Consider the following 22,660-nt stretch of genomic DNA (forward strand, 5'->3'; position numbering starts at 1 on the left):
TTAGAAGTCGCCGGTTTTGATAATGTCCTGCGCAAGGACAATGGCAGTCCGCCTGTCTGCCTCATCAGCGATAGAGAATGCTTGTTCCTGAATGTCTCCGATCCAGACGCGATCCTGTTTGGAAGCGCGCTCGAATGCGGCCGTCATCATTGCGAGACCACGTACGGTTTTTCCCGCCTGGAACAGCAAATTGCCAAGCATAGCCTGTGCGCCTGCATGACCCTTCTGAGCCGAAAGGCGGAACCAGCGCGCAGCCTGATTGGGGTTAGGCTGACCGCCCTCACCCTTGATCAACATTTTACCAAGCTCGAACTGCGCATCAGGATCGCCGAAATTGGACGCTGCCTGCAGATAAAGATCGCGTGCGGCACCAGGATCCGAACGAATGGGTGAATTCGGGATACCGCGTTTGACATAGCCGGCAAGCGCTACGAGCGCGTCCGCCACATAGCTCTCGTTCTCGGTGCCTTGATCCGCACCTTCGTGAATGACTTGCGCAAACATCTTATAGGCTTCGTAGTCGTCTTCCTTGACGCCGTCGCCTTCCGCGTACATACGCGCCAGCTTCCAGTTCGCGCCCTGATGGCCCTTCTCCGCAGCAAAGCGCAGTGCCTTGACCGCTTCGTCCTTGTGACCATTCTTGTATGCGGAGAAACCAAACTTGAAGAGCGCAAACGGGCTCGAATCTTCATTCATTTCATTGCTGGTATCGAAAGCATGGCAAGGCAAAGTCATGGCGCTCAATGCAAGACCAATCCCGAAAAGCGGGGCTGCGAAGCGATCAATGGCAAGCATGACAGTTCACTTTCCTCGCCCAAGTCACATGCGTCGCGGAAACGCCGCGCTCAACCATATGAATAAAGGGCCAATTTCCAGCACCAGCAGCAATTGAGCTGCGGGCCATCCAATTTTCACCATGCATCGGCAAAAGCGTTGCAGGTATCGTTACCCGCCCATTCTGCACACCATTCCAGCGATCGTTTGACCGTATTCCGGCAATAGTACGGCTAAGGTTTGGTGAGCGTATTGGACTTGAAGATTTGGAATCAAATGGGCAGCGCGCCAATTCCGACATCGCGTAAAGACTATTGAGAGAAGTCAGGAAGATCGGTTGTGCGTCCATCATTGCCCCGGGCGGAATATCAGCACCATGCTCGATATTTCTTCAACCACTTACCGGTTGCCGCCCTATCGAGTTGCTCCGGGTTTGTGGCGCAAAATGGGCAAAATCGCCCCTTGCCTCCGCCTTGCAAATCATCGCGCAGAAGTGTTGCTGAATCGTCACAAAACGTAATGGAGAAAGTCTTACTTTTGAGCCACATCAATTGTACCGGCCAATACAGCCGCGTGCTTATACAAAAAAGCCCGGTAACAATACCGGGCTTTCCTATTCAATCGTGCTTTAGATTTAGAACTTCATCTTGCCGGAAAGCGAGACGGCAGTTACGAGATCGTCGCCAAAGTCATAAGTGGCATCGGTGCCGCACTTCTTTGCCGCATTCGGGCAGGCAGTTGGTCCGTAGGAGCCGGAAGACAACATACCGATTGCACCGCCAAGACGAATTTCAACATTCTTATTGGGCGAGTATGCGAGGCCACCAGACAAGAGATAGGTATCCGTCTGTGTCGTCAAACCGGTCGAAGTACCGCGATCCCAGCTAACCTGAAGCTGTCCGCTCCACTGGTCGTTGAACTTGTGACCAACGCCGCCTGTTACAGTCCAGCCATCCTGGAACATCAGATCAAGCGATGTGGCGCGTGCCGGAGAAGCAGCACCGCAAGCAATTTTACCCTTTGTAGCAGTTGGGCAGAAAGCGATGACATCGAGGACGCTCCAATCAACCCACTTGACGGAACCATAAGCCAGCCAGCCCGGAGCAAAACCGCTCTGCAGCTTGAATTCAACTGACTGCGGCATCTCTGCCGTACCGTAAACATCGGTCACCCGGCCGCCAAGACCTGGAGCCAAAGGCGACTGCCTCAAATCGAGAGTGCCTGTTACATCGCCCAGATCAACTGCAGCGTTGTACATCAAGCTGGCACGGAATGCGATTTCCGGAATTTCGTAAGCTGCACCAATGCGCCAGCCAACACCGTTGCCTTCGAGATCAAGACGTCCTGTGCCGTCGAAACGGCCCGGAAAGCCTGGATGAACTTGACGTGTCTTAAAACCTGACACTTCCTGGTACGACACGCCGCCGATCAGGCGGAAGGAGCCTTTTTCGGTAACATTGAATTTGTAGGAACAAGTCAAGCCCCAGTCATCACTGGTAACCTTGGTTTCAATGTTCTGATTTGCACCAGCCCAATTCGAACCTGGCTTTGTGTGAACGCCCCATGGCTGGCTATAGGTGCCAAGGCAATCCAGATCAGGCGTGATGCCGACCTTCGCGCCAAACTTGTAAACCGAATAATCCGGGGTTTCGCTTGCAGTTGATTTCTTGTTGTTGTTGTTGCCATCGCGCGGATCGGTATCCTTGGCATTCTTGATCTTGCGATCAGGCATAACGTAAACCACGCCGCCTTCAGTCGCAAAACGTTCTTCACTGAAGAGGAGATCCCAGTTGTAACCGCCGCGCTCAAGGCCACCAGCCTGAGCAGCAGAAGCAACACCTGTCAGAAGAAGCGCGCCGCCGATAATTGTCGAAATAGTCTTAGTCATTAAGTCCTCCCCGAGACCTGAAAACCCTGAACCCGTGATCACAGTTCAGCAAAATTGTTACCAATACGTAATAGGTAACAAAGCCCGAGAATCGTGCAACTTGTTTGGGATAGGCAGTTGTGAGAGATCAAAGCATTAAAATTCGAAAAACTGAGGTTTTCGCAGCTTTTGCTTTGAATTTTTCAGAATTTGCGGGCTGCCGTCCGGTATTAGGCAACGAAAAACCACAGTTTTCAGCCGAAAAGCGCCATTGTTGCTCAAATGCAACGGCAGTCAAAAATGACCGAATTGGGGCGAATGACTGTCGAAAATGGGGTGCCTTCCCCTGCTTTTCAAGGGGAAGGCAAATTAAATCAATCAAATTGAGAATCAATTAGTCCAAATCAGCTAGCGATCAACCTGCTTCGCTCACGCGGCGTATGGCCGTCTCGATCTTTTCAATCGATGCTTGCAATTCCACGAGGCGCTCGCGTTCTGCCTCGACAATCTCCGGCTTTGCGTTGGCAACAAACTTTTCATTGCCAAGTTTCTTGTCGATCTTACCGATTTCATCGGTGATTTTGCCAGCTTCCTTGTTGAGACGCGCGACTTCGGCTTTCACATCAATCAGACTGCCCAACGGCAGGCATGCTGTTGCTTCCCCGATAACAAACTGCGCCGAGCCTTTGGGCGCTTCTTCATCAAATGTGATCGTCTCGACACGGGCACGCCATTTGATGGACGCCTCGTGGCGTTGCAGCCGGTCTTTTGTGGCATCGTTGGCACCGATAACCACGAGCGGAGCTGTGGCTGAGGCCGGGACGTTCATCTCGGCGCGCACCGAACGAATGCCCGTCACAAGATCGATCAGCCAATTGATATCCGCTGCCGCTTCCGCATCCAGAAAATCTGGTTCTGACCATTCTGCATGACAAAGCAATGTTGCGCATGCCTGTCCTTCGCCCGCCGTGTGTGCCCACAACTCTTCCGTCATGAATGGCATAAACGGATGCAGCAGCTTGTAAATCTCGTCCAGAACATAGGCCGCACACGCCTGTGCTTCCACTTTAGCTTCTGCATCTTCGCCATTGAAGACGGGTTTCAGCAATTCGATGTACCAGTCGCAGAACTGGTTCCAGACAAACCGATAAGCAGCGCCTGCCGCCTCGTTGAAACGGTAACCGGTGATGCCATCCGTGACATCACGCACCGCATTGGTAAGTTCAGTCAATATCCAGCGATTGACGGTGAGCTTTGCATTCTCAGGGCGGAAGTCTGGATTGCGTGCAACACCGTTCATTTCGGCAAAGCGGGTGGAATTCCAAAGCTTGGTGCCGAAATTGCGGTAGCCGGCAATGCGGCTTGGATCCAGCTTAACGTCGCGTCCCTGCGCCGCCATGATGGCAAGCGTGAAGCGCAGCGCATCAGCACCGTACTCATCAATCAGTTCGATCGGGTCGATAACGTTGCCCGAGGACTTCGACATCTTGGCACCGTTCTTGTCACGCACAAGGGCGTGCAAATAAACGGTATGGAACGGCTCTTCATTCATGAAGTGCAAGCCCATCATCATCATCCGGGCAACCCAGAAAAAGATGATGTCGAAACCGGTCACCAGCACATCTGTCTGATAGTAAGTGGCCAGTTCCGGTGTTTTGTCCGGCCAACCAAGAGTAGAAAACGGCCACAGAGCGGATGAGAACCACGTGTCAAGCACGTCCTCGTCCCGCGTCAGGATTTCGCCAGGCTTCATGTTTTCCAGAAGGTCCTGCACATGGGCTTTCATCGGGCCTTCATGCGCCAGATAATGCTGAACCGCAGCGCTCAAAGCCTCTTCTTCGGTCTTCTCAACAAAGACCTGCCCGTCCGGGCCATACCAGGCTGGAATCTGGTGTCCCCACCACAACTGGCGAGAAATCGTCCAAGGCTGGATGTTTTCCATCCATTCAAAATAGGTCTTTTCCCAATTTTTGGGCACGATGTTGGTACGGCCTTCGCGTACGCTGGCAATCGCCGGCTTCGCAAGTTCACCGGCATTCACATACCACTGATCGGTGAGGTAAGGCTCGATCGGCACACCGCCACGATCACCATGCGGAACCATGTGGGTATGATCATCAATCTTCTCGAGATAGCCACCCTCTTCCATCATGGCAACAATCAGCTTGCGGGCAGCAAAACGATCCTTGCCATCCAGCGTATGCACCAATTGATCCAGGTGACTCGATTTCTCCAACCCTTCAAAGAAGTCGTTGTTTTCTTTAAGGAAGATAGATGCGTCTGTATTCAGGATATTGATTTGGCGCAGACCATTGCGCTTGCCGACATCCGCGTCATTGAAATCGTGGGCAGGCGTGATTTTGACAGCGCCCGAGCCAGCTTCCGGATCAGCATAATTATCACCAACGATAGGAATGAGACGTCCAACCAGCGGCAAGACAACGTTGTTGTCGAGCACAGCATGATAACGTTCGTCTTTTGGATTGACGGCAACCCCCGTATCCCCAAGCATGGTTTCAGGCCGCGTCGTTGCGACAACAATATATGTATGCGGGTTTTCCGGATCAAAAGGAACGTTCTCAAGCGGATAGCGGAAATGCCAGAGATGACCTTTGACTTCCCGCTGCTCGACTTCAATATCTGAAATTGTCGTCAGCATCTTCGGGTCCCAATTGACCAGCCGCTTGTCCTTGTAGATCAGACCTTCTTTGTAGAGAGTTACAAAAACCTCAAGAACGGCCTTGGACAGCCCTTCGTCCATTGTAAAGCGCTCGCGCGACCAGTCGCAAGATGCGCCCAGACGCTTCAACTGACCGGCAATAATGCCGCCGGACTCGGATTTCCATTCCCATACGCGCTCGACAAATTTTTCGCGCCCCATCGCGCGGCGGCCGGGTTGCTGGCGCTCCATCAATTGGCGCTCAACGACCATCTGCGTTGCAATACCCGCATGATCCATACCGGGCTGCCACAAGACGTTTTTGCCGCGCATGCGCTCGAAGCGCACGAGAATGTCCTGAATGGTGTTGTTCAGCGCATGGCCCATGTGCAACGAACCAGTCACATTGGGCGGAGGAATGACAATAGAAAAGGGATCTGCACCAGGTTTCGAACCGGCTCCAGCCTTGAATGCGCCGGCTTCGTCCCAGCGTTCTGCAATCTTCGGCTCTACGGCCGCTGCGTCATAGGTCTTATCAAGCATAAAAATAGCCCGTCATTTGCGGAAAGGAATTAGCTACGGTGTAAACCGAATGGCTGAACATAAGTCAATGAAGACTTGGAAAATGCCAAGTATGTGACTTGGCTGCACGGCCCTCAGATAGCGAGTTCCGATACCAAAGCGAGGTCTATCAGGAAATTTGCCATACGCGCTAAATTATCAGCGATGTGCGATGATGTCAGCGCTTGCCGCCCCGCGCCACACGCTCGATTTCCTCACGTACCAGCCGCTCGACCAGATTTGGCAGATTGTTGTCGAGCCAATCCTGCAGCAGAGGGCGCATAATTTCCTGCGCGATGTCATCGAAGGAGCGGCGCTGTTCATTCTGAACCGCGAAAGACAGGTCGCCAAAGGCTGCACTGACCTGACGTTCGGTTGCTTCCGACAGGATAGGCTCCAGCGCGCGTTCCAGATCCAGCGAAACTTCGTCACCAATACTGGATTCTGAAGGTTCATGTGAAGCTTCGACCGTTTCGTGAACCGGTTCCGGCGCGGGCGCAGTCGCGGCAACGGGCGCCTCTACCGCAACCTCAGGCGCTTCAAACACTTCAGGTTCGCGAACACCATAATCCACAGGTCCCCGCAATTCCGCTGCGGTGAGTACCGGAGCTTTGGCAGTTTCTGGCTGGAAAACCACTTCATCTTCAACAGGTTCACGCTCAACCAGCTTGGATTGCAACGGGGATGCTGGCCGGTTCAAGGGCGCTTCATAGGATTGCGGCGTGGCATGGGAAACGGCGATACCCTCGCGCGGTGCAAGTTCTTCCTCGTCTTCATACGCGTCAAAAGTTTGCACTGGCATTGAGGCAGCGGGTGTATGGACGGGTATGTCGGAATTCACTGGAGTGGGCAAAACATCATCCGTGCGTGTCGTATCGCTTTCTTCGATAATCCGGCGGATGGACGCGAGAATCTCTTCCATGGAAGGTTCGCGCGCCACACTAGATGATTGTGCCATGATACTCTCGCCTACTACATCTTGTTTCGCTGCGGGGCAACAGAATCTGAATTCAGTGTAGAGACTTGTGTCGGCTTTGAGAATCCCTTGGGCGAATCTTACGGGCTAACCCACAGACTTTTATGGCAAAGCCAAAAATCACGATTTGATGGATAAAAAATCAACGGCCGGTGGATGGTATCCGCCGGCCGCTGACAAATCAGTGCTATTTTGAAGCTATTACCGCCCGTCTGGCGTGCGCAAGCCGAACCACTTGTCCTGAACCGCATCGTAATGCTCTTGCGGCTTGTATTCAGCCACCTGCAAGCCGATCTGCGATGGCGACAACCGGCCAACAGCCAGAAGAACAGCATAGCTGGTCACAACGCTATCGTGCTCGGCCTGAGCAAGCGCAATCTGACCCGTCAAAACGGTAGCCTGTGCATTCAACACGTCGAGTGTTGTCCGCTGACCAACCTTGCGCTCCTCGATGACGCCATTCAACGCCAGTTGAGAAGCGGAAATCACGGTCTTCTGCGCAATGATGGAAGCCTTCGCCGCTTCCATTTGCGACCACGCCTTGGCAATGGCCTGACGGACGCTGTCGCGAGCCACATCAACCTCGATCCGGCGCTGTGCTGCCGTTTCCTTGGCCTGACGAACCAGAGCGGGAGTGCGGCCACCGCTGTAGATCGGAATTGTCAGCGTGAGCCCTGCAGTAGCGGTTGTTGAATCGACGCTGTCCGTTGTCTGCGTCCCGGAAAAGAACTCGTTGCGCTGTACGACCCCGCTCAATCCAATTTGAGGCAGGAGCGCGCCCTCATTGGACTTCACGCTGTAACCGGCTGCATCGAGCGCATACTGCGTCGCCAAAATCGCCGGGTGCCCCGCGGATGCGACGTTGAATGCCGAATCCATTGATTTAGGCAGGTTCCTCGTGGCCATTCCAGCCGACTTAAGACCATTTGGAGCTGCGCCGACGATCTGGATGTACGTCGCTTCCGCTGTCTTCACGTCAGCCCGGGCGACATTGAGCGTTGCAATTGCCGAGGCTTTTTCAGCTTCAGCCTGCGCAACGTCGGTACGTGTACCCTCACCTACGTCAAAACGGGCCTTTGCAGCACGCAGCTGCTCGTCCAGGAATTCAAGGTTCTTCTGGCGCAGAACGGCAATCTGGCGCGCCTGATAGACGTCCATATAGGCCTGTGCTGCACTGAACAGCAGGTTCTGCTCGTTGTTACGGAGATTTTCCCGCGCTGCCAGAACCTGAGTCTTGGCCGATGCAACGTTATTTTTGGTTTGGAAACCGTCAAACAGCATCTGATTGATTGTGATGCCGAACGTACCGGTGTTCGAATGACTATTCGAACCGCCGTCAAGCCGTCTGGCCTGCGTATTGAATTCAGCTGTCGCCGAAACTGTCGGACGATAACCGGATTTTGCAACGGCAACGCCTTCATCTGTGACCCGAACTCCAGCGCGATCAGCATTGACGGTGGAGTTATTCTGATACGCCTTGGCCATAGCGCCAAGGATCGTTTCTGCCATTGAAGGCGTAGTGGTCAAGACCGTCGCCGACAGCAGCGCCGCGGTGAGTACTCGCTTACCCGCTATGAACACTATAAACCCCTTCATTCTCTAAACTTGGAAACCCCGGACCGAACCGATTGGTTCGACCACATGTCGGTCATTCACGCTCGATTTGCAAGATGACCACCCAGGACATTTTTTTATATCCGAACAAAGTGGCCGACCGTTGCACTTTTGTCTCATATGCGACAATCAAAACTCGAACTCAGCAACCTTTTCAAAACCGGGAAGCGGCTTCACGGCCGAATTGAAGGCACGACGTCCAGAAACCACCCCGTCGTTCTTGACGTAGATCATTGCCTTGCCAGAATTTCCGCTACCTTCCACCGCAACCAGACGTCCTCCGTCCTTGAGCTGATCGAACAATGGACCAGGAACGTGATCAACGCCACCCTCAATGAGGATGACGTCATAAGGCGCCTCGGAAGCGTAGCCTCCTTGCAGCGGCGCGGTTACGACGACGACGTTGTCATAACCAAGTCCCGATAAAATGGCGGTTGCCTGTTCGGCCAGATCCGCTTCGCTTTCAACGGCGATAACCGACCCTGCGATTCGCGAAAGCACGCCTGACGAGTATCCGGTTGCGCACCCAATATCCAGAACCACGTCTTCGGGCTGGACATTGGCAAGCTGGACAAGCTTGGCGAAAGGCGATGGCTGCATCAGATAACGTGGGCCAGACTGCGCAAACCCGGCAGACACCTGAACATCATCATCAATGTAAGCCAGCGGCGCGCGGGCATTTGGCACAAACTTTTCGCGCGGAACATCCAGAAACGCCTGAAGCAAGGGTTTGTCGGTTACATCAGTCGTACGCAACTGATTGTCGACCATCTTGATGCGAAGTTCTTCAAAATTCAGCGTCATGGTCTACAAGCTTTCCTGACATGGCACTTGCAGCATGAAGCGCATGCAAGCGCATAACACACCTCTGCCGGATCACTCCAGCAGAAGCAATAATTTAAGAGAGGATGTGACAAAAAATTAAGCCATCGTCAATCAATGTCTGCCGTGGCGGGCTGACACAGCTGCCATTTGTACAGAATTATCGCTGGTTTCTGACACGCCGTAATCTTTGTGCAACGCTCGCATCCGTTTTCAAGAGTGGACGACACGAACATTGGGCGGCGCACTCATACATCCGGTTGAAATGAGCCAGCGGACAGAATCTCTGTCTGCACCACGTTGCCTCACGGCACGAATTTACGAATATTTTTGGCAAGCCCCAGGCTGTTTACGAGCCCGTTCAAAACAACCATCGTTAATCTTGGCCTATAGTGTTCCAGACTTCGCGCCGACGGATAAAACAAAAACAGCTGTCGAACTGGTTGATAATCCGTGGTAAACTATACAGTATGAAGGATAGTTTTATTTACCTTGCCACAGTTTTCCGCTCACGTACCGACCCGATTCTGTGATTGAACTGATAGCAAGCACCTGCCATTCTCGCGCGCAGGGACATGGAATCGGCAAGCGGCGATAGGAATTAGGCGTAAATGATTGATTTCAAAGGACTAGGCGATTTCCCCGTCAGTCACGACGAACTCACCGGACTGGCCGACAGGGATGCACTTGAAGAACATCTTGATAGTCTTTGCGCGTCTTACGGCGAGAGCGACTTCGTTGACCGCATAGAATTTGCCATTCTTTGTATAGATATTGATAGCTTCAAGACGGTCAACGAACAGTACGGACGCGTCGATGGTGATAACCTTCTGAAGCTCGTCGCCGACCGCCTGCAATCATGCCTGCGCAAGAATGATGTCGTCTATCGCCTTGGCGGGGACGAGTTTGCCATTGTGCTCATTCAGGTCACTGCGGAAGAGACTGCCCGCGTGGCTGACCGGATTATCGGATCGATATCCCAGCCCTATGATCTTGGTGGTGACACGCCAATCAAAATAGCGGCGACAATCGGTGCTGCACTGGCACCGCGCGATGGCCAGACCCCGGAAAGCCTGCTTTGGTGTGGGGATGCTGCGCTTTATATCGCCAAGAATGCCGGTCGCGGTGTCTATCGCCGTTATTCCGAACGCCGTTCAAGCTAGAATATGCGGCAGGGTTCGCTTAACGATCCGGCAGAAGTGCAGGAAACATCCTGCCCCGGTTCAATGATGCACCAGTGACCATATCCATGAACGATGAAGAGCGGCAAGCCTTTGATCAGGCCAATGAAGGTATCCGGCTGGGTGCCAGCGGCGAACCTTTGCTGGCGGTGAAACATTGGGAAAAAGCCTCGGCCATCGCCGATGAGCATCTTCAGGGTGCTGATATCAATTTCTGGATCAAGAGCGGTTACGGTGCGGCGCTCTTTGATGCTGGCCGCTATGACGAAGGCATCGCGATTTCACAGATGGCGCGCGAATGGTGCCTCAGCCACGAACAACCGCTCGCCTCGCTCTCCATTGCCCGCTCCTATCTTGCCCTTGGGCAGAACAGCAACGCTGCCCCCTATTTGCGCGAGATCCACGAATTGGTCGGCGATGACATATTTCTGCAGTTCAATGACACGGACGAACCGGCGATACGAACCGCTCTGGCGGGTAAGCTATAAATCGCAGCGCCGCAGCAACGGCAAGAACAAATCCCTCGAATCGCCCTTTCCCCCGGCACCTCTCCGGCCGTCCAAAGAATACGGCCTGGCTTGGAAATTTCATTGAAATTTAAATACAATTTAGGCTCAATATATTTTTCTGTGGGTGAATATGTCATCTAATTCGATTGAAATTATATAATCGCTGAATTGTAAAAGATCGTCGCAATTGTTGATTTGAACTGTGGAACGGGAACCTATTTCGATCGTTTCATGTCCGGCGATTCAACTACCGGAAATTAACTTCGGAGATCAGGATGACGATCAAAACCGTTCCACAGGAAGTCTATCAGCGCCACGAGCGCGAATGGCAGTTGCTTCGGGAGGCTTTGGCGAAGAACAAGACTGCAAGCGAACCGCTTGCATCCGTTGCGCCGAACCTGCCTGGCGACGCTGTTCCCGGGGCCTTCCCACAATAATAAAAGGTTACAGTTTATACCCCGCACGTTTCAGAAATGATCGTGCGGGTTTCTTTTGCGCTATCGCCAACGTCATTTATGATCTGCAGGGAGTGGATGGGAGATTTGGAGGCCTCGCCCGGAATCGAACCGGGGTGCAAGGATTTGCAGTCCTCTGCGTAACCACTCCGCCACGAGGCCTCATCCGTTCAGATCCAAGCTGGAAGCGTTGAATCTTCGGTGCCGTTCTCTAGGAAACCCGCAGAGCGCCGTCAAGTCATTCCGATGAAATTCGTTCTCGCTTTTCGCATGAAGTCAAAAAGATGTCGGCGAACCATCAAAATTGATTGGCAGAATCTTTAAGTTCTCTGACATTTATCTGCGGGCAGAGATTGAATGCAGAATGGATCCCTGTTTCTGTCGATTATTGCTACGCAAAGACCGGATACCGCCATGGCGACGCCTTCAGCACCCGAACAGAACGGCATATTGCGGCATCTTGCCGGGAGATTCCCTGCAAAACGCATAGCCAGAGTCATGCTTTATTTCATCGGTCTCATCATTGCTTCATATGTGGCAAGCGCCGGATTTTTCATCGGACTGGCTGGATGGGACCAATTCCAAAATGTTGGCGCCTTGCGCAGCGATGCATTTTCCCTTGGACCGTTCATCGCCATCATTGCGGCCTTGCCCGCTTTGCTCGCGATGGCCATCGACAATGCCATGCAGCGTAAATCCGTCCTGCTCTTTCCCTTCTCCGGCGCTGTTCTCGGCCTTCTATTCGCAGCACCAAGCCTCAGCATTGGTCTTGGATTGATCCTTGCAATATCGGGAGCGATATCAGCACTGATATTCTGGCTGATCGCTGTTCGCACAGCCAACCATTTGTTTTAATACGATTAAGCCGTTCAACAAGATTTGCCAGCAGTGGCGGTGGCAGGATCGCACAAATTGCCCTGTCCCAGCGGCCTTTGCATCAGCACCGTATCCACCCATTGGCCGAATTTGAAACCGGCAGAACGCAGGGTTCCAATATTTTCAAACCCAAGACGGCCATGCAGTTTCAGCGAGCCGGTATTCCCGCTATTGCCAATAATCGCCACCATCTGGCGCCACGGGCCAGCTTCGCAGTGCCGGATCAGCTCGCCAAGCAAGGCAGAACCGATGCCATACCCTGAAAGACCGTTGGCGATATAAACCGAATCCTCCACGGTAAAGCGATAGGCTGGGCGTGGCCGGTAGAGCGTTGCATAGGCATAGCCAACCACATCATCGTTCATCTCGGCGACCAGATAGGGCAACCCGGCAGCCAGCACAGCCGCACGCCGTGCCCGCATTTCATCGAGGGATGGCGCCTGCTCTTCGAAGGAGGCGATACCGTTGAGCACATGGTAAGCATAGATTTCCTGCACCGCGGCCATATCCCCATCTTGGGCGGGGCGGATATGCAAAGTGGCGGAATCAAATCGAGAGGTGTTCCTGCCAAATATTTGATTATCCTCAGAATTGTCTTTCAGTTTTCCGCGCAAGGCCTCAATTGGCGTCACACCAATATCATTCAAAAGGTGCGGCTCGAGGGTACGCAAAGTGGCCAGTTGGTGGAATCGGGACTGGGACGCGGCCGTCAAATACCAGTCAACGCGTTGTAAAATGGATCGGATATCGTGGTTCCGGACTGTCACCTGAAAATCTCTCCTGCATGAGCTCCTTTCGCCGTTCGTCGGCGTGGCAAGCAGTGGTACTTTGTCCCCATTTCGCTTATTAAAGAAGCTTTGGTGGCCTATACGAATTATAAGGAAAGCTTTGTGTCATCTCTCAGCCTGGATCAGCTTGCGACATTCGTTGAGGTCATCGAACTCGGCAGTTTTTCCGCCGCAGCAGATCGGCTGAACCTCAGCCAGCCAGCTGTGAGCCTGCAGGTGCGCCAACTGGAAAAACGTCTCGGCGTGCGCCTGATCGAGCGAATCGGCCGCAAAGCCACGCCTACGGCTGCCGGAGCTGAGCTTTTGGCCCATGCAGGACGCATAAACCGCGAAGTGTCGAGCGCCGTTGATGCCATGGCCCGCTACTCGACAGAGACCATCGGACGGGTGCGGCTTGGCACCGGCGCCACGGCCTGCATTTATCTACTGCCACCGATCCTGCGCAGTTTGCGGCAGGGCTTTCCGTCGCTCGACATTACTGTAAGCACGGGCAATACCGGCGATATGGTCAAGGCGGTGGAGGATAACGTGCTCGACGTCGCGCTCGTCACCATGCCTGCTGCTGGCCGGATGCTCGAAATCAAATCGATCCTCCGCGATGAGTTTGTTGCCGTTGCGCCGACTGGCGCGGTCATGCCGCCGGAAGTCACGGCGGCGGAAATGGCGAAGAACCCATTGATTCTGTTCGAGCCCTCCGGCAACACGCGCCGCATTATCGACCGTTGGTTCGAGGCGAGCGGGGTTTCTCTCCAACCGGTCATGTCGCTCGGCAGTGTCGAAGCCATCAAGGAGCTGGTGCGCGCCGGGCTAGGCTGGGCGATTCTGCCCGCCATGGCGGTGCGCGAACCGGAACAGCGCCGCGCCTTCGCTGTGCGCCCGCTTATCCCCCAATTGCACCGCGAACTGGCGCTGGTTATCCGTCAGGACAAGACTGTCACACGAGGCCTGCGTGCACTTATTGCGGCAATCACCGAGGCAAGTACACGCCGCCGAATCTGAGAAGCCCCATTTCCAAGTAAGCGCTACATCCAGTCCCTGCCAATCTCGGCGGCACAGCCATAGGGCGGCGGATTATTGGCAAAATTCTTCTTCAGCTGATCGCAGCCCCATTTTTTGATTGGCGCAGGCATGTAGCTGTTCAAGCTGATTCCAACCTCGTCATAGGGCGTGCTGGTATTGGTGACATATTGGTAATAGCGCCCCCCAACCAGAACCACGAAGCCTATGACGACCCCGCACACAATGGATACGAATTTCTTCATGCCGCTCTCCCCGCAATACCACAATCAAGAATAGTGGCTTAGCAGCGGCTGCGATATGCGCCAAGCGGGAGCCGAATCAAACGTGTGAATCGGACAGTGAATAACGAGAATCAGGCTTTGCTATTGCTGGTTGAGGTCCGGTTGCCCTTCCAGCGGCGGCCGATTTTGACTTCGAGCTGCCGGCGCTTGCGGCGCACAAAGGCAGAATCATGCGAAAGCACGACAATACCGAGCGGAACCATCCAGAATCCGAGAACCGGCAGAAAACCGAGAATACCGCCAACAATCAACGAGCCGCCAAGTGTGCGACGCATTGCCACCGACTGCGGAATTGGCACATGGCGGCCAAAGATACGCATATGCCGCCGTTTCGGCGCGCCCTGATGCTCTCCAGCACCATTTGACGTATATTTACCGGCGTTTTCGGGGCGTTCGGTCACTCAGCCATTCCATCGTTTTTTGCCTCAACAGACCCCGGATGTAGGAACGGTTGCCCTCCATGTCATCCTTTCCTGTGAACTTTATGTGAAAAAAAGCGAAATGGTCCTTTGCAAAAGCGAAACCCTTTTGCTATAGGCCAACTCGCTGATGACTGAGTAGCTATTCCCCGGTAGCTCAGTGGTAGAGCAACCGGCTGTTAACCGGTTGGTCGCTGGTTCGAATCCGGCCCGGGGAGCCAGTCACTTCAAAGGCTTAGCGAGAAATCGCTGAGCCTTTTGCTTTTTCAGCCCCGTGCCTCCCGTTTCACAACAATTGAATCCCGCCGCTCCCAAAGCTTTTGAACAGTGCCCCGCATCTGCGATAAGATCATTATTCCAGAGAATTGAGGAGCTGACATGATCATGATGGATGGCTTGCGCCGAGCGGGTGTGCCGGCTGCGCTGGGAGCAGCACTGCTGTTTGGCACAGGCACACCGCTGGCCAAACTGCTGCTCGATACAGTCAGCCCGTGGATGCTGGCGGGTTTGCTCTATCTCGGATCGGGCATTGGCCTGTGGCTCTACCGGCGCATCACCAGAGCGCCCGTCGTGTCGCTGCCGCGCACCGAAGCACTGTGGTTTGCCGGGGCGATCCTGTGCGGCGGAATTATCGGGCCTGTTCTTCTGATGGCCGGGCTGCTCGGCATGCCCGCTTCTGGTGCTTCGCTGCTGCTGAATGCTGAAGGCGTGTTTACAGCGCTTCTGGCCTGGTTTGCCTTCAAGGAGAACTTTGACAGGCGAATCGCTTTGGGCATGGTGGCGATTGTCGTAGGCGCCATTATTTTAAGCTGGCCGGGCGAAGCGACGTTCTCCGGATTCTGGCCAGCTTTGGCTGTTCTGGGTGCCTGTCTGGCTTGGGGGATCGACAACAACCTCACCCGCAAGGTTTCGCTGACCGATGCCTCATGGATAGCGTCAGTGAAAGGCCTTGTCGCCGGTTCGGTCAATCTGGTGCTGGCACTTATTGCTGGCGCGGTGTTGCCACCTTTGCCCAATCTGGCCGGAGCCATGGCAGTTGGCTTTCTCGCCTATGGCGTAAGCCTTGCATTGTTTGTCATTGGTTTGAGACACCTTGGCACCGCCCGCACAGGCGCATATTTCTCCATCGCCCCCTTCGCGGGAGCCATACTGGCAGTTGCTCTTGGCGACCCCCTCACCCTGCAATTGCTTTTGGCCGGAGCATTAATGGCTCTGGGTATCTGGCTGCACCTGACCGAACAGCACGAGCATCCGCATACTCACGCGGAAATCGAGCATGAACATGAACACGTTCACGACGAACATCACCAGCACGATCATGACTACCCGGTTGAACCGGGAACAAAACACAGGCACATACACCGGCATTCACCCATGAGCCATACACATCCGCATTTCCCCGATGCACATCACCAGCACGATCATTGACGGGGTATTTTGAAGGGCTGCAAGCCGTGAAAGGTGCCGTTCGAGTCCGGCAAATCGCCGTTATGCATTGGAGTTATTGCAACGCAGCCTCAGTGCGTTGATGAAGGCTGGTTCCCGCTCATGGGCTCGAACCACGATTCACGCCTTCAAAGGGCGGTGTCCTACCATTAGACGAAGCGGGAATATGCCTGCACCCGAGTGAGTGCCTGCAATAAACAATAGTTGATCAGCATCTTCTTGAAAATGCCACATCAGCCAATCACCTTCTACGTGTTGTCGCTCTCCAGTGTCAACGTGAGGCTCGGCAATCCCATCCCCCGTTATTGTCGGGCCTCCCCCTAAGCCGAATAAAATGTCGCCACACTCGGCGCTTTTAACATTGCATCATGCCGATAACGGTTCATTCGCCGACTCTGCGCGCGGTCTTACCGAACGTGGCCAATAGATGTTATACATGGGGCGAAAGATCAACATCGATTTCCCGGAGACACCATGTTTCTGCTGACCGTTGCAGCCATCTGGACCATTGCGGCACTGACACCCGGCCCCAACTTTTTCATGGTGGTGCGCTGCACCCTCACCGGTTCGCGTAAGATCGCGGTATCGGCGGTTGCGGGTACACTGACCGGAACCCTCTGTTGGGGACTTGCCGGGTGGCTTGGCGTCGGTTCGCTGTTCATGGCCGCGCCAATTGCCTATATGGCCTTGAAGATTGCGGGTGGTGTCTATCTCCTCTGGCTCGGCCTGCGGCTGCTGTGGCAAGTACGCCGTCCGCGCGATGAGATGGCTGTTCCGGCAAGCAAAGGCCGCCTGACACCGATGGGCGCATGGCGCCTCGGGCTTGCTACCAATCTCGCCAATCCGAAATCCGCCCTGTTCGTCGCCAGTCTGTTTGCTGCCACCATGGCACCGGGCACGCTGTGGACCCACGGTGCGGCTGCCGTTGTCGTCATGGTGCTGATATCAACCATCTGGTATGGCGGTCTGGTTTTTGCGCTCAGCCACCCGTCGGTGGCTGGAGCCTATAAGCGGGCGCGGCGGACCATTGATGCCTTTGCCGGTGCGATATTCGTCGGCTTTGGTTTGAAACTGGCGCTGTCAGACCGCTGACACGCCTAATCTACAGTCTTTATCAGGCCAGCCGCAATGGCATGAGGATAGACGTCTTGAACCGGCCCGGCGCGACAAACCCCGTGATCAGCGAGCCAATCTCGGGAATACGCCGGCGGACATGGGTGAGATTTTCACGCATCGCGTGCATATCCTCATCTCTGCGTTGCACAATGCCGGCATCATGCTCCACCGACAGATTAAGATTGTCACCGCTTGTGTCGGCGCGAATGATGATATCGATCGTGTCGTGTATGGTGGCCGTGCCAAAATTGACAGCATTCTCAATGAGCGGATGCAGGATGAAGCTTGGAACCAGCGCCTTCTCCAATCCGGCTTCAACCTCAATCTGAACGCGCAACCGGTCGGGAAAACGTTCCCGCTCAATATCGAGATAGCCCGCCTGCAGATCGAGTTCTTCTGCCAATGCCACATCGCGTGCCGGGTCGATTTCTAGAATGGACCGCATGAATGCCGCAAGCAGCAGCACCATCTTGCCAGACTGGCTGGCCGCCCCCTCTTCAACCATCTGAGCGATGGAACTCAGTGTCGTGAACAGAAACTTGGGTGTGATCTGATAATTCAGCGCTCTGATCTGCGCCGAAAGGGCCTCTTCTCGCAAAGCGGCGAGCTTGCGTTCCTGATCACGGATATCAAAATGGTTCAGCAGCGCCGTATACAGACATGACCAGCCACTGAACAGAGCGAAGCCATAGACAAAGGTGTGAACGAAATTGACCTGATTGAATGACACCGTCGCTGGCAGCATGCAGACCATATAGATGATATGATCGGCTATGGGGTACACAGCTGAAGCGGCCAGAGCCATCAGAACATAGAGCACAACGCGGTGCACAAAATGCCGGTTTCTCGTTTTGGATATTACGACCGACATGAGCATCGTCAGGCCGATGGTGATGACCATCAGCGAGAGTTTACCCAAGGCAGAGTCGAGCGGATCGACACCAAGGATCCACCACACGACACTGCTGACCACGAACTCGACGATCCAATAAGCCAGAACGAGACGCAGTGTTGCGAAGATAGCCCCGCTTTCCACGGCTCCAGTACGTGCAGATTGATTGTTCTGTTCCATCGGTTCCTATCGTGGGAAGCAAGCCTGACGTGCCGCCCGCCAACATTAGACATATATGACCGGCAGCCAATAGGAAACACGGCGCGAACAATGACAGGCCTCCTGTACTTGGTATGCTGTAACGAACTTTTGTATTTTCACAAGATTGAATGTCGTAAATCGCTGTGTTAGCAAAAGCACTTGGAGACGATTTGATGTCCGTGCTTGCCATTACCATTCTATGCATTCTTGCCACCTGGGTGGCCTGCCTGCTGTTTCCGCATTTCGACTGAAATAGTGACCGTGCGCAGCACGGCAAACGTAGGCCAATTGCTTTGTTTCCCGCGCTCCGGAACACAGCCGACGGAAGAGCCGGCTGCTCTCTTGCCATCGTTCTCGGCGCACCCTATCTTTGCACCTGCACCCAAACAAAAGGAGGTTGCCTATGTCATCGCGGGACGCCTGATCCGTCAATATCAGCGATTCTGTCAGGATCGAGGAATCGATTTCTCCCTGAACCTGTCAGTTCGACCGTTCGACAGCACAACGCTGTTCTGTAGTGCCGGAATGCAACAATACAAACCATTGTTCGCCGACATTGCCTTCAAGGATACATTCGCCAATATCCAGTCCTGTTTGCGATTGGGCGATCTCGATGAGATCGGCGATGGAACCCATTTTCTCCGTTTCAATATGCTCGGCCTGTTTTCCTTCCGGCAAATGACGCTGGCAGAAGCCATCAGCTTCTGGCTGGATTTTCTGGACGGTATCGGCGCATGGCCTGACCATGTCACGATCCATCCGGACAAGCTGGACGACTGGGGACCGCTTTACAGCGGGCGTCTTCCCATTGTTCCGGATCCGGAATGCATATGGAGCGATGGCAATGTCAGCGGCTATTGCACCGAGTTCTACCGGGACGGTGTGGAAATCGGCAATATCGTCAATCCGCTTGGCACCTGTATCGACGCCGGCTTCGGACTTGACCGGCTGGATATGCTGGTCAATCGCACACCTGCGCCAAACCCGCAGGCGATCCTAATCGACGCAATCCAGTCCATCATTGCCAGCGGCTACAGTCCGGGCAACAAAGAGCAAGGATATATCCTGCGCAAATTGTTGCGAAGGCTGGCGCTGTCAGACGGCTTTCTCGATCATCCGTTCTTCCATGACGAGCTTGTCCGGCAGGAACGGCTGCGCCAGCATTATGCCAAGCTCAAGCCAAAACATCCGGACAAACCGGCTGAATGGTGGTTCGACACGCATGGTATTGATATCGGGGATATGGAGGGGCGGGTTTAATCCGCCCTTTCCCCCAATCAGCGATATTTATTCGTCATTGACGTCATTCGGAGGACTATAAATATCGAATTCGAGACTCAGCCCGCGGGAGCCAAGAGCAACAAGTGTTTTCGGGGCGACATTGATGCCTTCGTTCCCCTCCTCCATAAAAAGACCGCAAAAAATATAGGCTTTGAATTGAGACGTTATATCTTTCCAAACGGTCAGGTCAGTTGAAAGCGGCTTTAAAATCTCGGCGATTTGTGCATCCAGATCACCGGGGTCACGCCTTGGGACGCTACGCGTCCACATGCCAAACCGTGCGATCATCTTTTGGCCATTGGGCGTAAACCAAGGCTCGCCTTTCCTCTTCCAAGAAGATGGAAAAACTCCCAATTTCTGGGTAATGATATCGTGATCTAAATATTCACCTTGGATAGAAAGCGAAGCTGCTGTTTTACTGATTTCAGCCATTTAGTTTCCCGACGTCAGCTTTAATTACTCCAGCAATACCCTTGAGATTTCTACGAGAGAACAATTAATAGATTCCAGCTTTTTTGCATTCCCCACAGTTGTGACAGCCCAGCCTAAGGCCTTATGCTGGTGCCTAGAAGCCAAAAGTGTTTCAAGAGTTTTGGGCCATCATTCAAAGTTGAGCGATAGTCAGTTCTAGCGAGTGTATCAACGGCATTTAGCGTTGATACAACACAGCGACAAAAGCAAGCAATGTTGAAGCTATCGTACCCAGGTGGTGTTCTCGACATAAATATCAGCTTCCATGGTCGCCTCGACAAACACCGAGCGCGCCATGGCGGCGGTGGCGTGGCCTTCCATCGCTTCGGTACAGGCCATCCGGGCAAGCAGATAAATTCTGCCACGTTCGCCTGGCCAGTCACTGGAAAGGAATTCAGCCGCTTCAGCCACTGAACCAATGTTCCGCAGCTTGCAAGAGTGGAGTGACTCAACCGTCACCGGTTTGAACTGAGCGTTTTGCATGGCTTTGAAACGCAAATCGTTGAAACTTGTTCCAATCTGAAAACGACCTATGGCAAAATTACGGTCGAACGTGTCTTCACGCATCGGCGGGTATCATTGCGGTGTTAGATTTTATCGGGCCAGTATTTTTTCTCTGCGCCATTTCCATGACCGCCAAATATCGGGACGTTCGCCTTATGCTGCTTTTTGCTAATTGTGTGGAAGTCGTATTTCCAAGATTATCATCCCTATTATGTACTGAGCGAGATTGAAACAAAGCGACCTCACAACACGGACGCGCCATTTTTTCAGTCCTTTTGAAAAGCCTTCATCGCGCGACATTCGGAAATATTGCTGCGAAGTATCTATGGTGATCGCACGGGAAAGATGATGAAATAATATGATGAAGTGGCACTTCCGGTCTTGTGCACATTGAACCCCATTGGCATCGACTGATTACAGACAGACAGGAAGCGTTGAGCTCTCAACAAATTCACGCAAAGGCGAAGTCGGGGAAATATGATGGCAAATGGTGTGGACGAACCGGTGCCACTTGGCCGGTATTGCTGGTGGTTTGCGCTTTCACTGGCTGCAGCGACAATTGTTGTCGCCATAGGCCAGTTTATCTATGAAGCAAAGGTGGGACCAATTCCAAACTCCGCGTCGGTAGGTCTGAATATCGGGGTGCTTTTCGCATCAGCGCAGATAACTGCGATGCAGTTTGTCAAACAGCAACGACGCGTTCCCACGCGCAGCGAACGCTGGCGTTTGGCATGGGTCAGCCTCGCTCTGTATTTTGCAGTAATCCTGACGCTGATTGCAGTTTTGTTCTGCATTTCTCTGATTTACGCATTGGGACTTGTCAGCCCCTCCATGTATTGGATGGCCATTCAATACATGTGGGAAATAAGCGGAATTTCCGGCCGTTTCAACGATCCGGTCATTTGGATCGTGGCTGTCCTCGGGCTGGTCGTCACCATACTCGGATCACTTTTCATATTTCACCGATGCTATGGCTTCATGGCAGAGAAATTCCTGACAGCTCAATTGAAAACCAAGCAGTCAGCCCCGTAGTTCAAATGCCCAAGGGTGCATCCAGCCTGAGATAAACGCTGTCGCACCATTCATTGTTGATGAAGATGTTCTTCTCCGCCCGGCCCGTTTCGGTAAAGCCAAGCCGTTTCAACAATGCAAGGGATGCAGTATTTCGCGGATCAACATCCGCGATGGCGTGGGTAAGGCCGCGAGCAAAGATGTATTGCAGGAACGCCTTGCCCGCTTCAAAGGCGTATCCCCTGCCCCAGGCATTGCGTGAGAGGATGTAGCCGATTTCGGGCGTGCGCCACATGCCGAGCTTGCCGATCACGACGCCATCGAGCGTAATGATAAAATCATCACTTTCGGATTTGGGCGCGTTGATCATGGATTCGAGCCATTGGCGTGATGTTTCGAGATCCGGATGCGGCTCGCTGGACCAGTATCGCATCACCTCCCGGTCGGATAAAATGGCATGGATCGCACCAAGATCGTCCGCTCTGGCCCGCCGCAACACCAAACGTTCTGTCCTGATCTCATCCACGCGAATCTCATCCCGGTATCTCGACGGACGCTTTATATCAGCGCCGCGCTCGAAAGCGCGCCAAAACAACAAAACCCCGGCATCCACGAGGGAATCCGGGGTTTTGCAGGTATCAAAATGGTTGGCATCAAAGCGGCTGGCGATAGTCCAGCCAGCGCCGGTTCGTGTCAGAATGCTTCAGGCTCGAACGCATACCCGGTGTCAGGTCAATGTCGCACAGGAGATGGCTGCTGAGATCAGCCAGATTGCCGGAAGGTCCGGCGGCTTCCTTGGCTGCCGGAAAACTCATCCACGAGAGATTCAGGCCAAAATATCGAACTTCGGTCATTTCAGGCTCCTAAAGTCATCAGTCTCATTTCTGTGTTATGAGAAATAGTTCTTTATTTCTGGGAGTACCAACGTAAAATAAG

The 22,660-nt window shown here is 53.6% G+C and carries 23 protein-coding genes and 3 tRNA genes; 10 read left to right on the plus strand and 16 right to left on the minus strand.

From position 1 onward, the window contains the following. From HB779_RS15705 to HB779_RS15730, 6 genes are all read right to left on the minus strand, one after another. Nucleotides 1-795, minus strand: coding sequence for a tetratricopeptide repeat protein (locus HB779_RS15705; protein ID WP_188343234.1), 795 nt, complete (start codon nt 793-795; stop codon nt 1-3). Between the two features lie 613 nt (nt 796-1,408). Further along, nucleotides 1,409-2,662: an OmpP1/FadL family transporter gene (locus HB779_RS15710; RefSeq protein ID WP_188343235.1), complete on the minus strand. Its 1,254-nt coding sequence runs from the start codon at nt 2,660-2,662 to the stop codon at nt 1,409-1,411. Between the two features lie 394 nt (nt 2,663-3,056). Next, on the minus strand, nt 3,057-5,843 hold the full coding sequence (locus HB779_RS15715; RefSeq protein ID WP_188343236.1) for a valine--tRNA ligase: 2,787 nt from the start codon (nt 5,841-5,843) through the stop codon (nt 3,057-3,059). A 196-nt stretch (nt 5,844-6,039) separates the two neighbouring features. Next, on the minus strand, nt 6,040-6,819 hold the full coding sequence (locus HB779_RS15720) for a PopZ family protein (RefSeq protein WP_188343237.1): 780 nt from the start codon (nt 6,817-6,819) through the stop codon (nt 6,040-6,042). Nucleotides 6,820-7,038: 219 nt separating this feature from the next. Beyond that, the gene (locus HB779_RS15725) at nt 7,039-8,433 is read right to left on the minus strand and encodes a TolC family outer membrane protein (protein WP_188343238.1); all 1,395 of its coding nucleotides are present in this window, start codon (nt 8,431-8,433) and stop codon (nt 7,039-7,041) included. A 147-nt stretch (nt 8,434-8,580) separates the two neighbouring features. Continuing rightward, complete coding sequence (locus HB779_RS15730; RefSeq protein ID WP_188343239.1) at nt 8,581-9,255, minus strand: protein-L-isoaspartate O-methyltransferase; 675 nt, start codon at nt 9,253-9,255, stop codon at nt 8,581-8,583. A gap of 629 nt (nt 9,256-9,884) precedes the next feature. Between HB779_RS15730 and HB779_RS15735 the strand changes: the two genes are divergently transcribed. From HB779_RS15735 to HB779_RS15745, 3 genes are all read left to right on the plus strand, one after another. After that, on the plus strand, nt 9,885-10,436 hold the full coding sequence (locus HB779_RS15735) for a GGDEF domain-containing protein (RefSeq protein ID WP_188343240.1): 552 nt from the start codon (nt 9,885-9,887) through the stop codon (nt 10,434-10,436). Between the two features lie 74 nt (nt 10,437-10,510). Continuing rightward, entirely contained in the window at nt 10,511-10,942 is a 432-nt protein-coding gene (locus tag HB779_RS15740; RefSeq protein WP_188343241.1) for a M48 family metallopeptidase, read from the plus strand. 296 nt (nt 10,943-11,238) lie between these two features. Then, a complete protein-coding gene (locus tag HB779_RS15745) occupies nt 11,239-11,400 on the plus strand; it encodes a hypothetical protein (protein ID WP_188343242.1) in 162 nt (53 codons plus the stop codon). A gap of 106 nt (nt 11,401-11,506) precedes the next feature. Here HB779_RS15745 and HB779_RS15750 read toward each other — a convergent pair. Beyond that, a tRNA-Cys gene (locus tag HB779_RS15750) sits at nt 11,507-11,580 on the minus strand. 195 nt (nt 11,581-11,775) lie between these two features. Here HB779_RS15750 and HB779_RS15755 point away from each other — a divergent pair. Beyond that, the gene (locus HB779_RS15755) at nt 11,776-12,273 is read left to right on the plus strand and encodes a hypothetical protein (RefSeq protein ID WP_188343243.1); all 498 of its coding nucleotides are present in this window, start codon (nt 11,776-11,778) and stop codon (nt 12,271-12,273) included. Nucleotides 12,274-12,287: 14 nt separating this feature from the next. Here HB779_RS15755 and HB779_RS15760 read toward each other — a convergent pair whose 3' ends face one another. Continuing rightward, nucleotides 12,288-12,869 carry an N-acetyltransferase family protein gene (locus HB779_RS15760; RefSeq protein WP_371823931.1) on the minus strand — a complete coding sequence of 194 codons (582 nt, stop codon included), beginning with the start codon at nt 12,867-12,869 and terminating at the stop codon, nt 12,288-12,290. 315 nt (nt 12,870-13,184) lie between these two features. On the opposite strand from HB779_RS15760, the gene HB779_RS15765 reads away from it, so the two are divergent. Then, nucleotides 13,185-14,081, plus strand: a complete 897-nt coding sequence (locus tag HB779_RS15765; RefSeq protein ID WP_188343244.1) for a LysR family transcriptional regulator — start codon at nt 13,185-13,187, stop codon at nt 14,079-14,081. 23 nt (nt 14,082-14,104) lie between these two features. On the opposite strand, the gene HB779_RS15770 is transcribed toward HB779_RS15765, so the two are convergent. Further along, nucleotides 14,105-14,344 carry a hypothetical protein gene (locus HB779_RS15770; protein ID WP_188343245.1) on the minus strand — a complete coding sequence of 80 codons (240 nt, stop codon included), beginning with the start codon at nt 14,342-14,344 and terminating at the stop codon, nt 14,105-14,107. A gap of 110 nt (nt 14,345-14,454) precedes the next feature. Next, a complete protein-coding gene (locus tag HB779_RS15775) occupies nt 14,455-14,703 on the minus strand; it encodes a hypothetical protein (protein ID WP_188345959.1) in 249 nt (82 codons plus the stop codon). Nucleotides 14,704-14,948: 245 nt separating this feature from the next. Between HB779_RS15775 and HB779_RS15780 the strand changes: the two genes are divergently transcribed. Both HB779_RS15780 and HB779_RS15785 read left to right on the plus strand, forming a co-directional pair. Next, nucleotides 14,949-15,023: transfer RNA gene (locus HB779_RS15780), tRNA-Asn, on the plus strand. A gap of 157 nt (nt 15,024-15,180) precedes the next feature. Next, nucleotides 15,181-16,230 carry a DMT family transporter gene (locus tag HB779_RS15785; protein WP_188343246.1) on the plus strand — a complete coding sequence of 350 codons (1,050 nt, stop codon included), beginning with the start codon at nt 15,181-15,183 and terminating at the stop codon, nt 16,228-16,230. Between the two features lie 108 nt (nt 16,231-16,338). On the opposite strand, the gene HB779_RS15790 is transcribed toward HB779_RS15785, so the two are convergent. Further along, nucleotides 16,339-16,412: transfer RNA gene (locus HB779_RS15790), tRNA-Gln, on the minus strand. Nucleotides 16,413-16,722: 310 nt separating this feature from the next. Between HB779_RS15790 and HB779_RS15795 the strand changes: the two genes are divergently transcribed. Then, the gene (locus HB779_RS15795; protein WP_188343247.1) at nt 16,723-17,340 is read left to right on the plus strand and encodes a LysE family transporter; all 618 of its coding nucleotides are present in this window, start codon (nt 16,723-16,725) and stop codon (nt 17,338-17,340) included. A gap of 22 nt (nt 17,341-17,362) precedes the next feature. On the opposite strand, the gene HB779_RS15800 is transcribed toward HB779_RS15795, so the two are convergent. Further along, the gene (locus tag HB779_RS15800) at nt 17,363-18,436 is read right to left on the minus strand and encodes a sensor histidine kinase (protein ID WP_188343248.1); all 1,074 of its coding nucleotides are present in this window, start codon (nt 18,434-18,436) and stop codon (nt 17,363-17,365) included. Nucleotides 18,437-18,799: 363 nt separating this feature from the next. Between HB779_RS15800 and HB779_RS15805 the strand changes: the two genes are divergently transcribed. After that, nucleotides 18,800-19,717 (plus strand): alanine--tRNA ligase-related protein, encoded by a 918-nt coding sequence (locus tag HB779_RS15805; RefSeq protein WP_371823932.1) that lies wholly within the window; start codon nt 18,800-18,802, stop codon nt 19,715-19,717. Between the two features lie 27 nt (nt 19,718-19,744). On the opposite strand, the gene HB779_RS15810 is transcribed toward HB779_RS15805, so the two are convergent. Both HB779_RS15810 and HB779_RS15815 read right to left on the minus strand, forming a co-directional pair. Next, entirely contained in the window at nt 19,745-20,170 is a 426-nt protein-coding gene (locus HB779_RS15810) for a DUF4279 domain-containing protein (RefSeq protein WP_188343249.1), read from the minus strand. A gap of 261 nt (nt 20,171-20,431) precedes the next feature. Continuing rightward, nucleotides 20,432-20,776: a DUF982 domain-containing protein gene (locus HB779_RS15815; protein ID WP_188343250.1), complete on the minus strand. Its 345-nt coding sequence runs from the start codon at nt 20,774-20,776 to the stop codon at nt 20,432-20,434. A 417-nt stretch (nt 20,777-21,193) separates the two neighbouring features. Here HB779_RS15815 and HB779_RS15820 point away from each other — a divergent pair, with 417 nt between their 5' ends. Then, a complete protein-coding gene (locus tag HB779_RS15820; protein ID WP_188343251.1) occupies nt 21,194-21,745 on the plus strand; it encodes an ABZJ_00895 family protein in 552 nt (183 codons plus the stop codon). A 1-nt stretch (nt 21,746) separates the two neighbouring features. Here HB779_RS15820 and HB779_RS15825 read toward each other — a convergent pair whose 3' ends face one another. Then, nucleotides 21,747-22,250: a GNAT family N-acetyltransferase gene (locus HB779_RS15825; RefSeq protein ID WP_188343252.1), complete on the minus strand. Its 504-nt coding sequence runs from the start codon at nt 22,248-22,250 to the stop codon at nt 21,747-21,749. A gap of 127 nt (nt 22,251-22,377) precedes the next feature. Then, a complete protein-coding gene (locus tag HB779_RS15830) occupies nt 22,378-22,578 on the minus strand; it encodes a hypothetical protein (protein WP_188343253.1) in 201 nt (66 codons plus the stop codon). Nucleotides 22,579-22,660 lie beyond the last annotated feature (82 nt).

It is taken from the genome of Phyllobacterium sp. 628 (assembly GCF_014189505.1).
Taxonomy (GTDB): Bacteria; Pseudomonadota; Alphaproteobacteria; order Rhizobiales; family Rhizobiaceae; genus Phyllobacterium.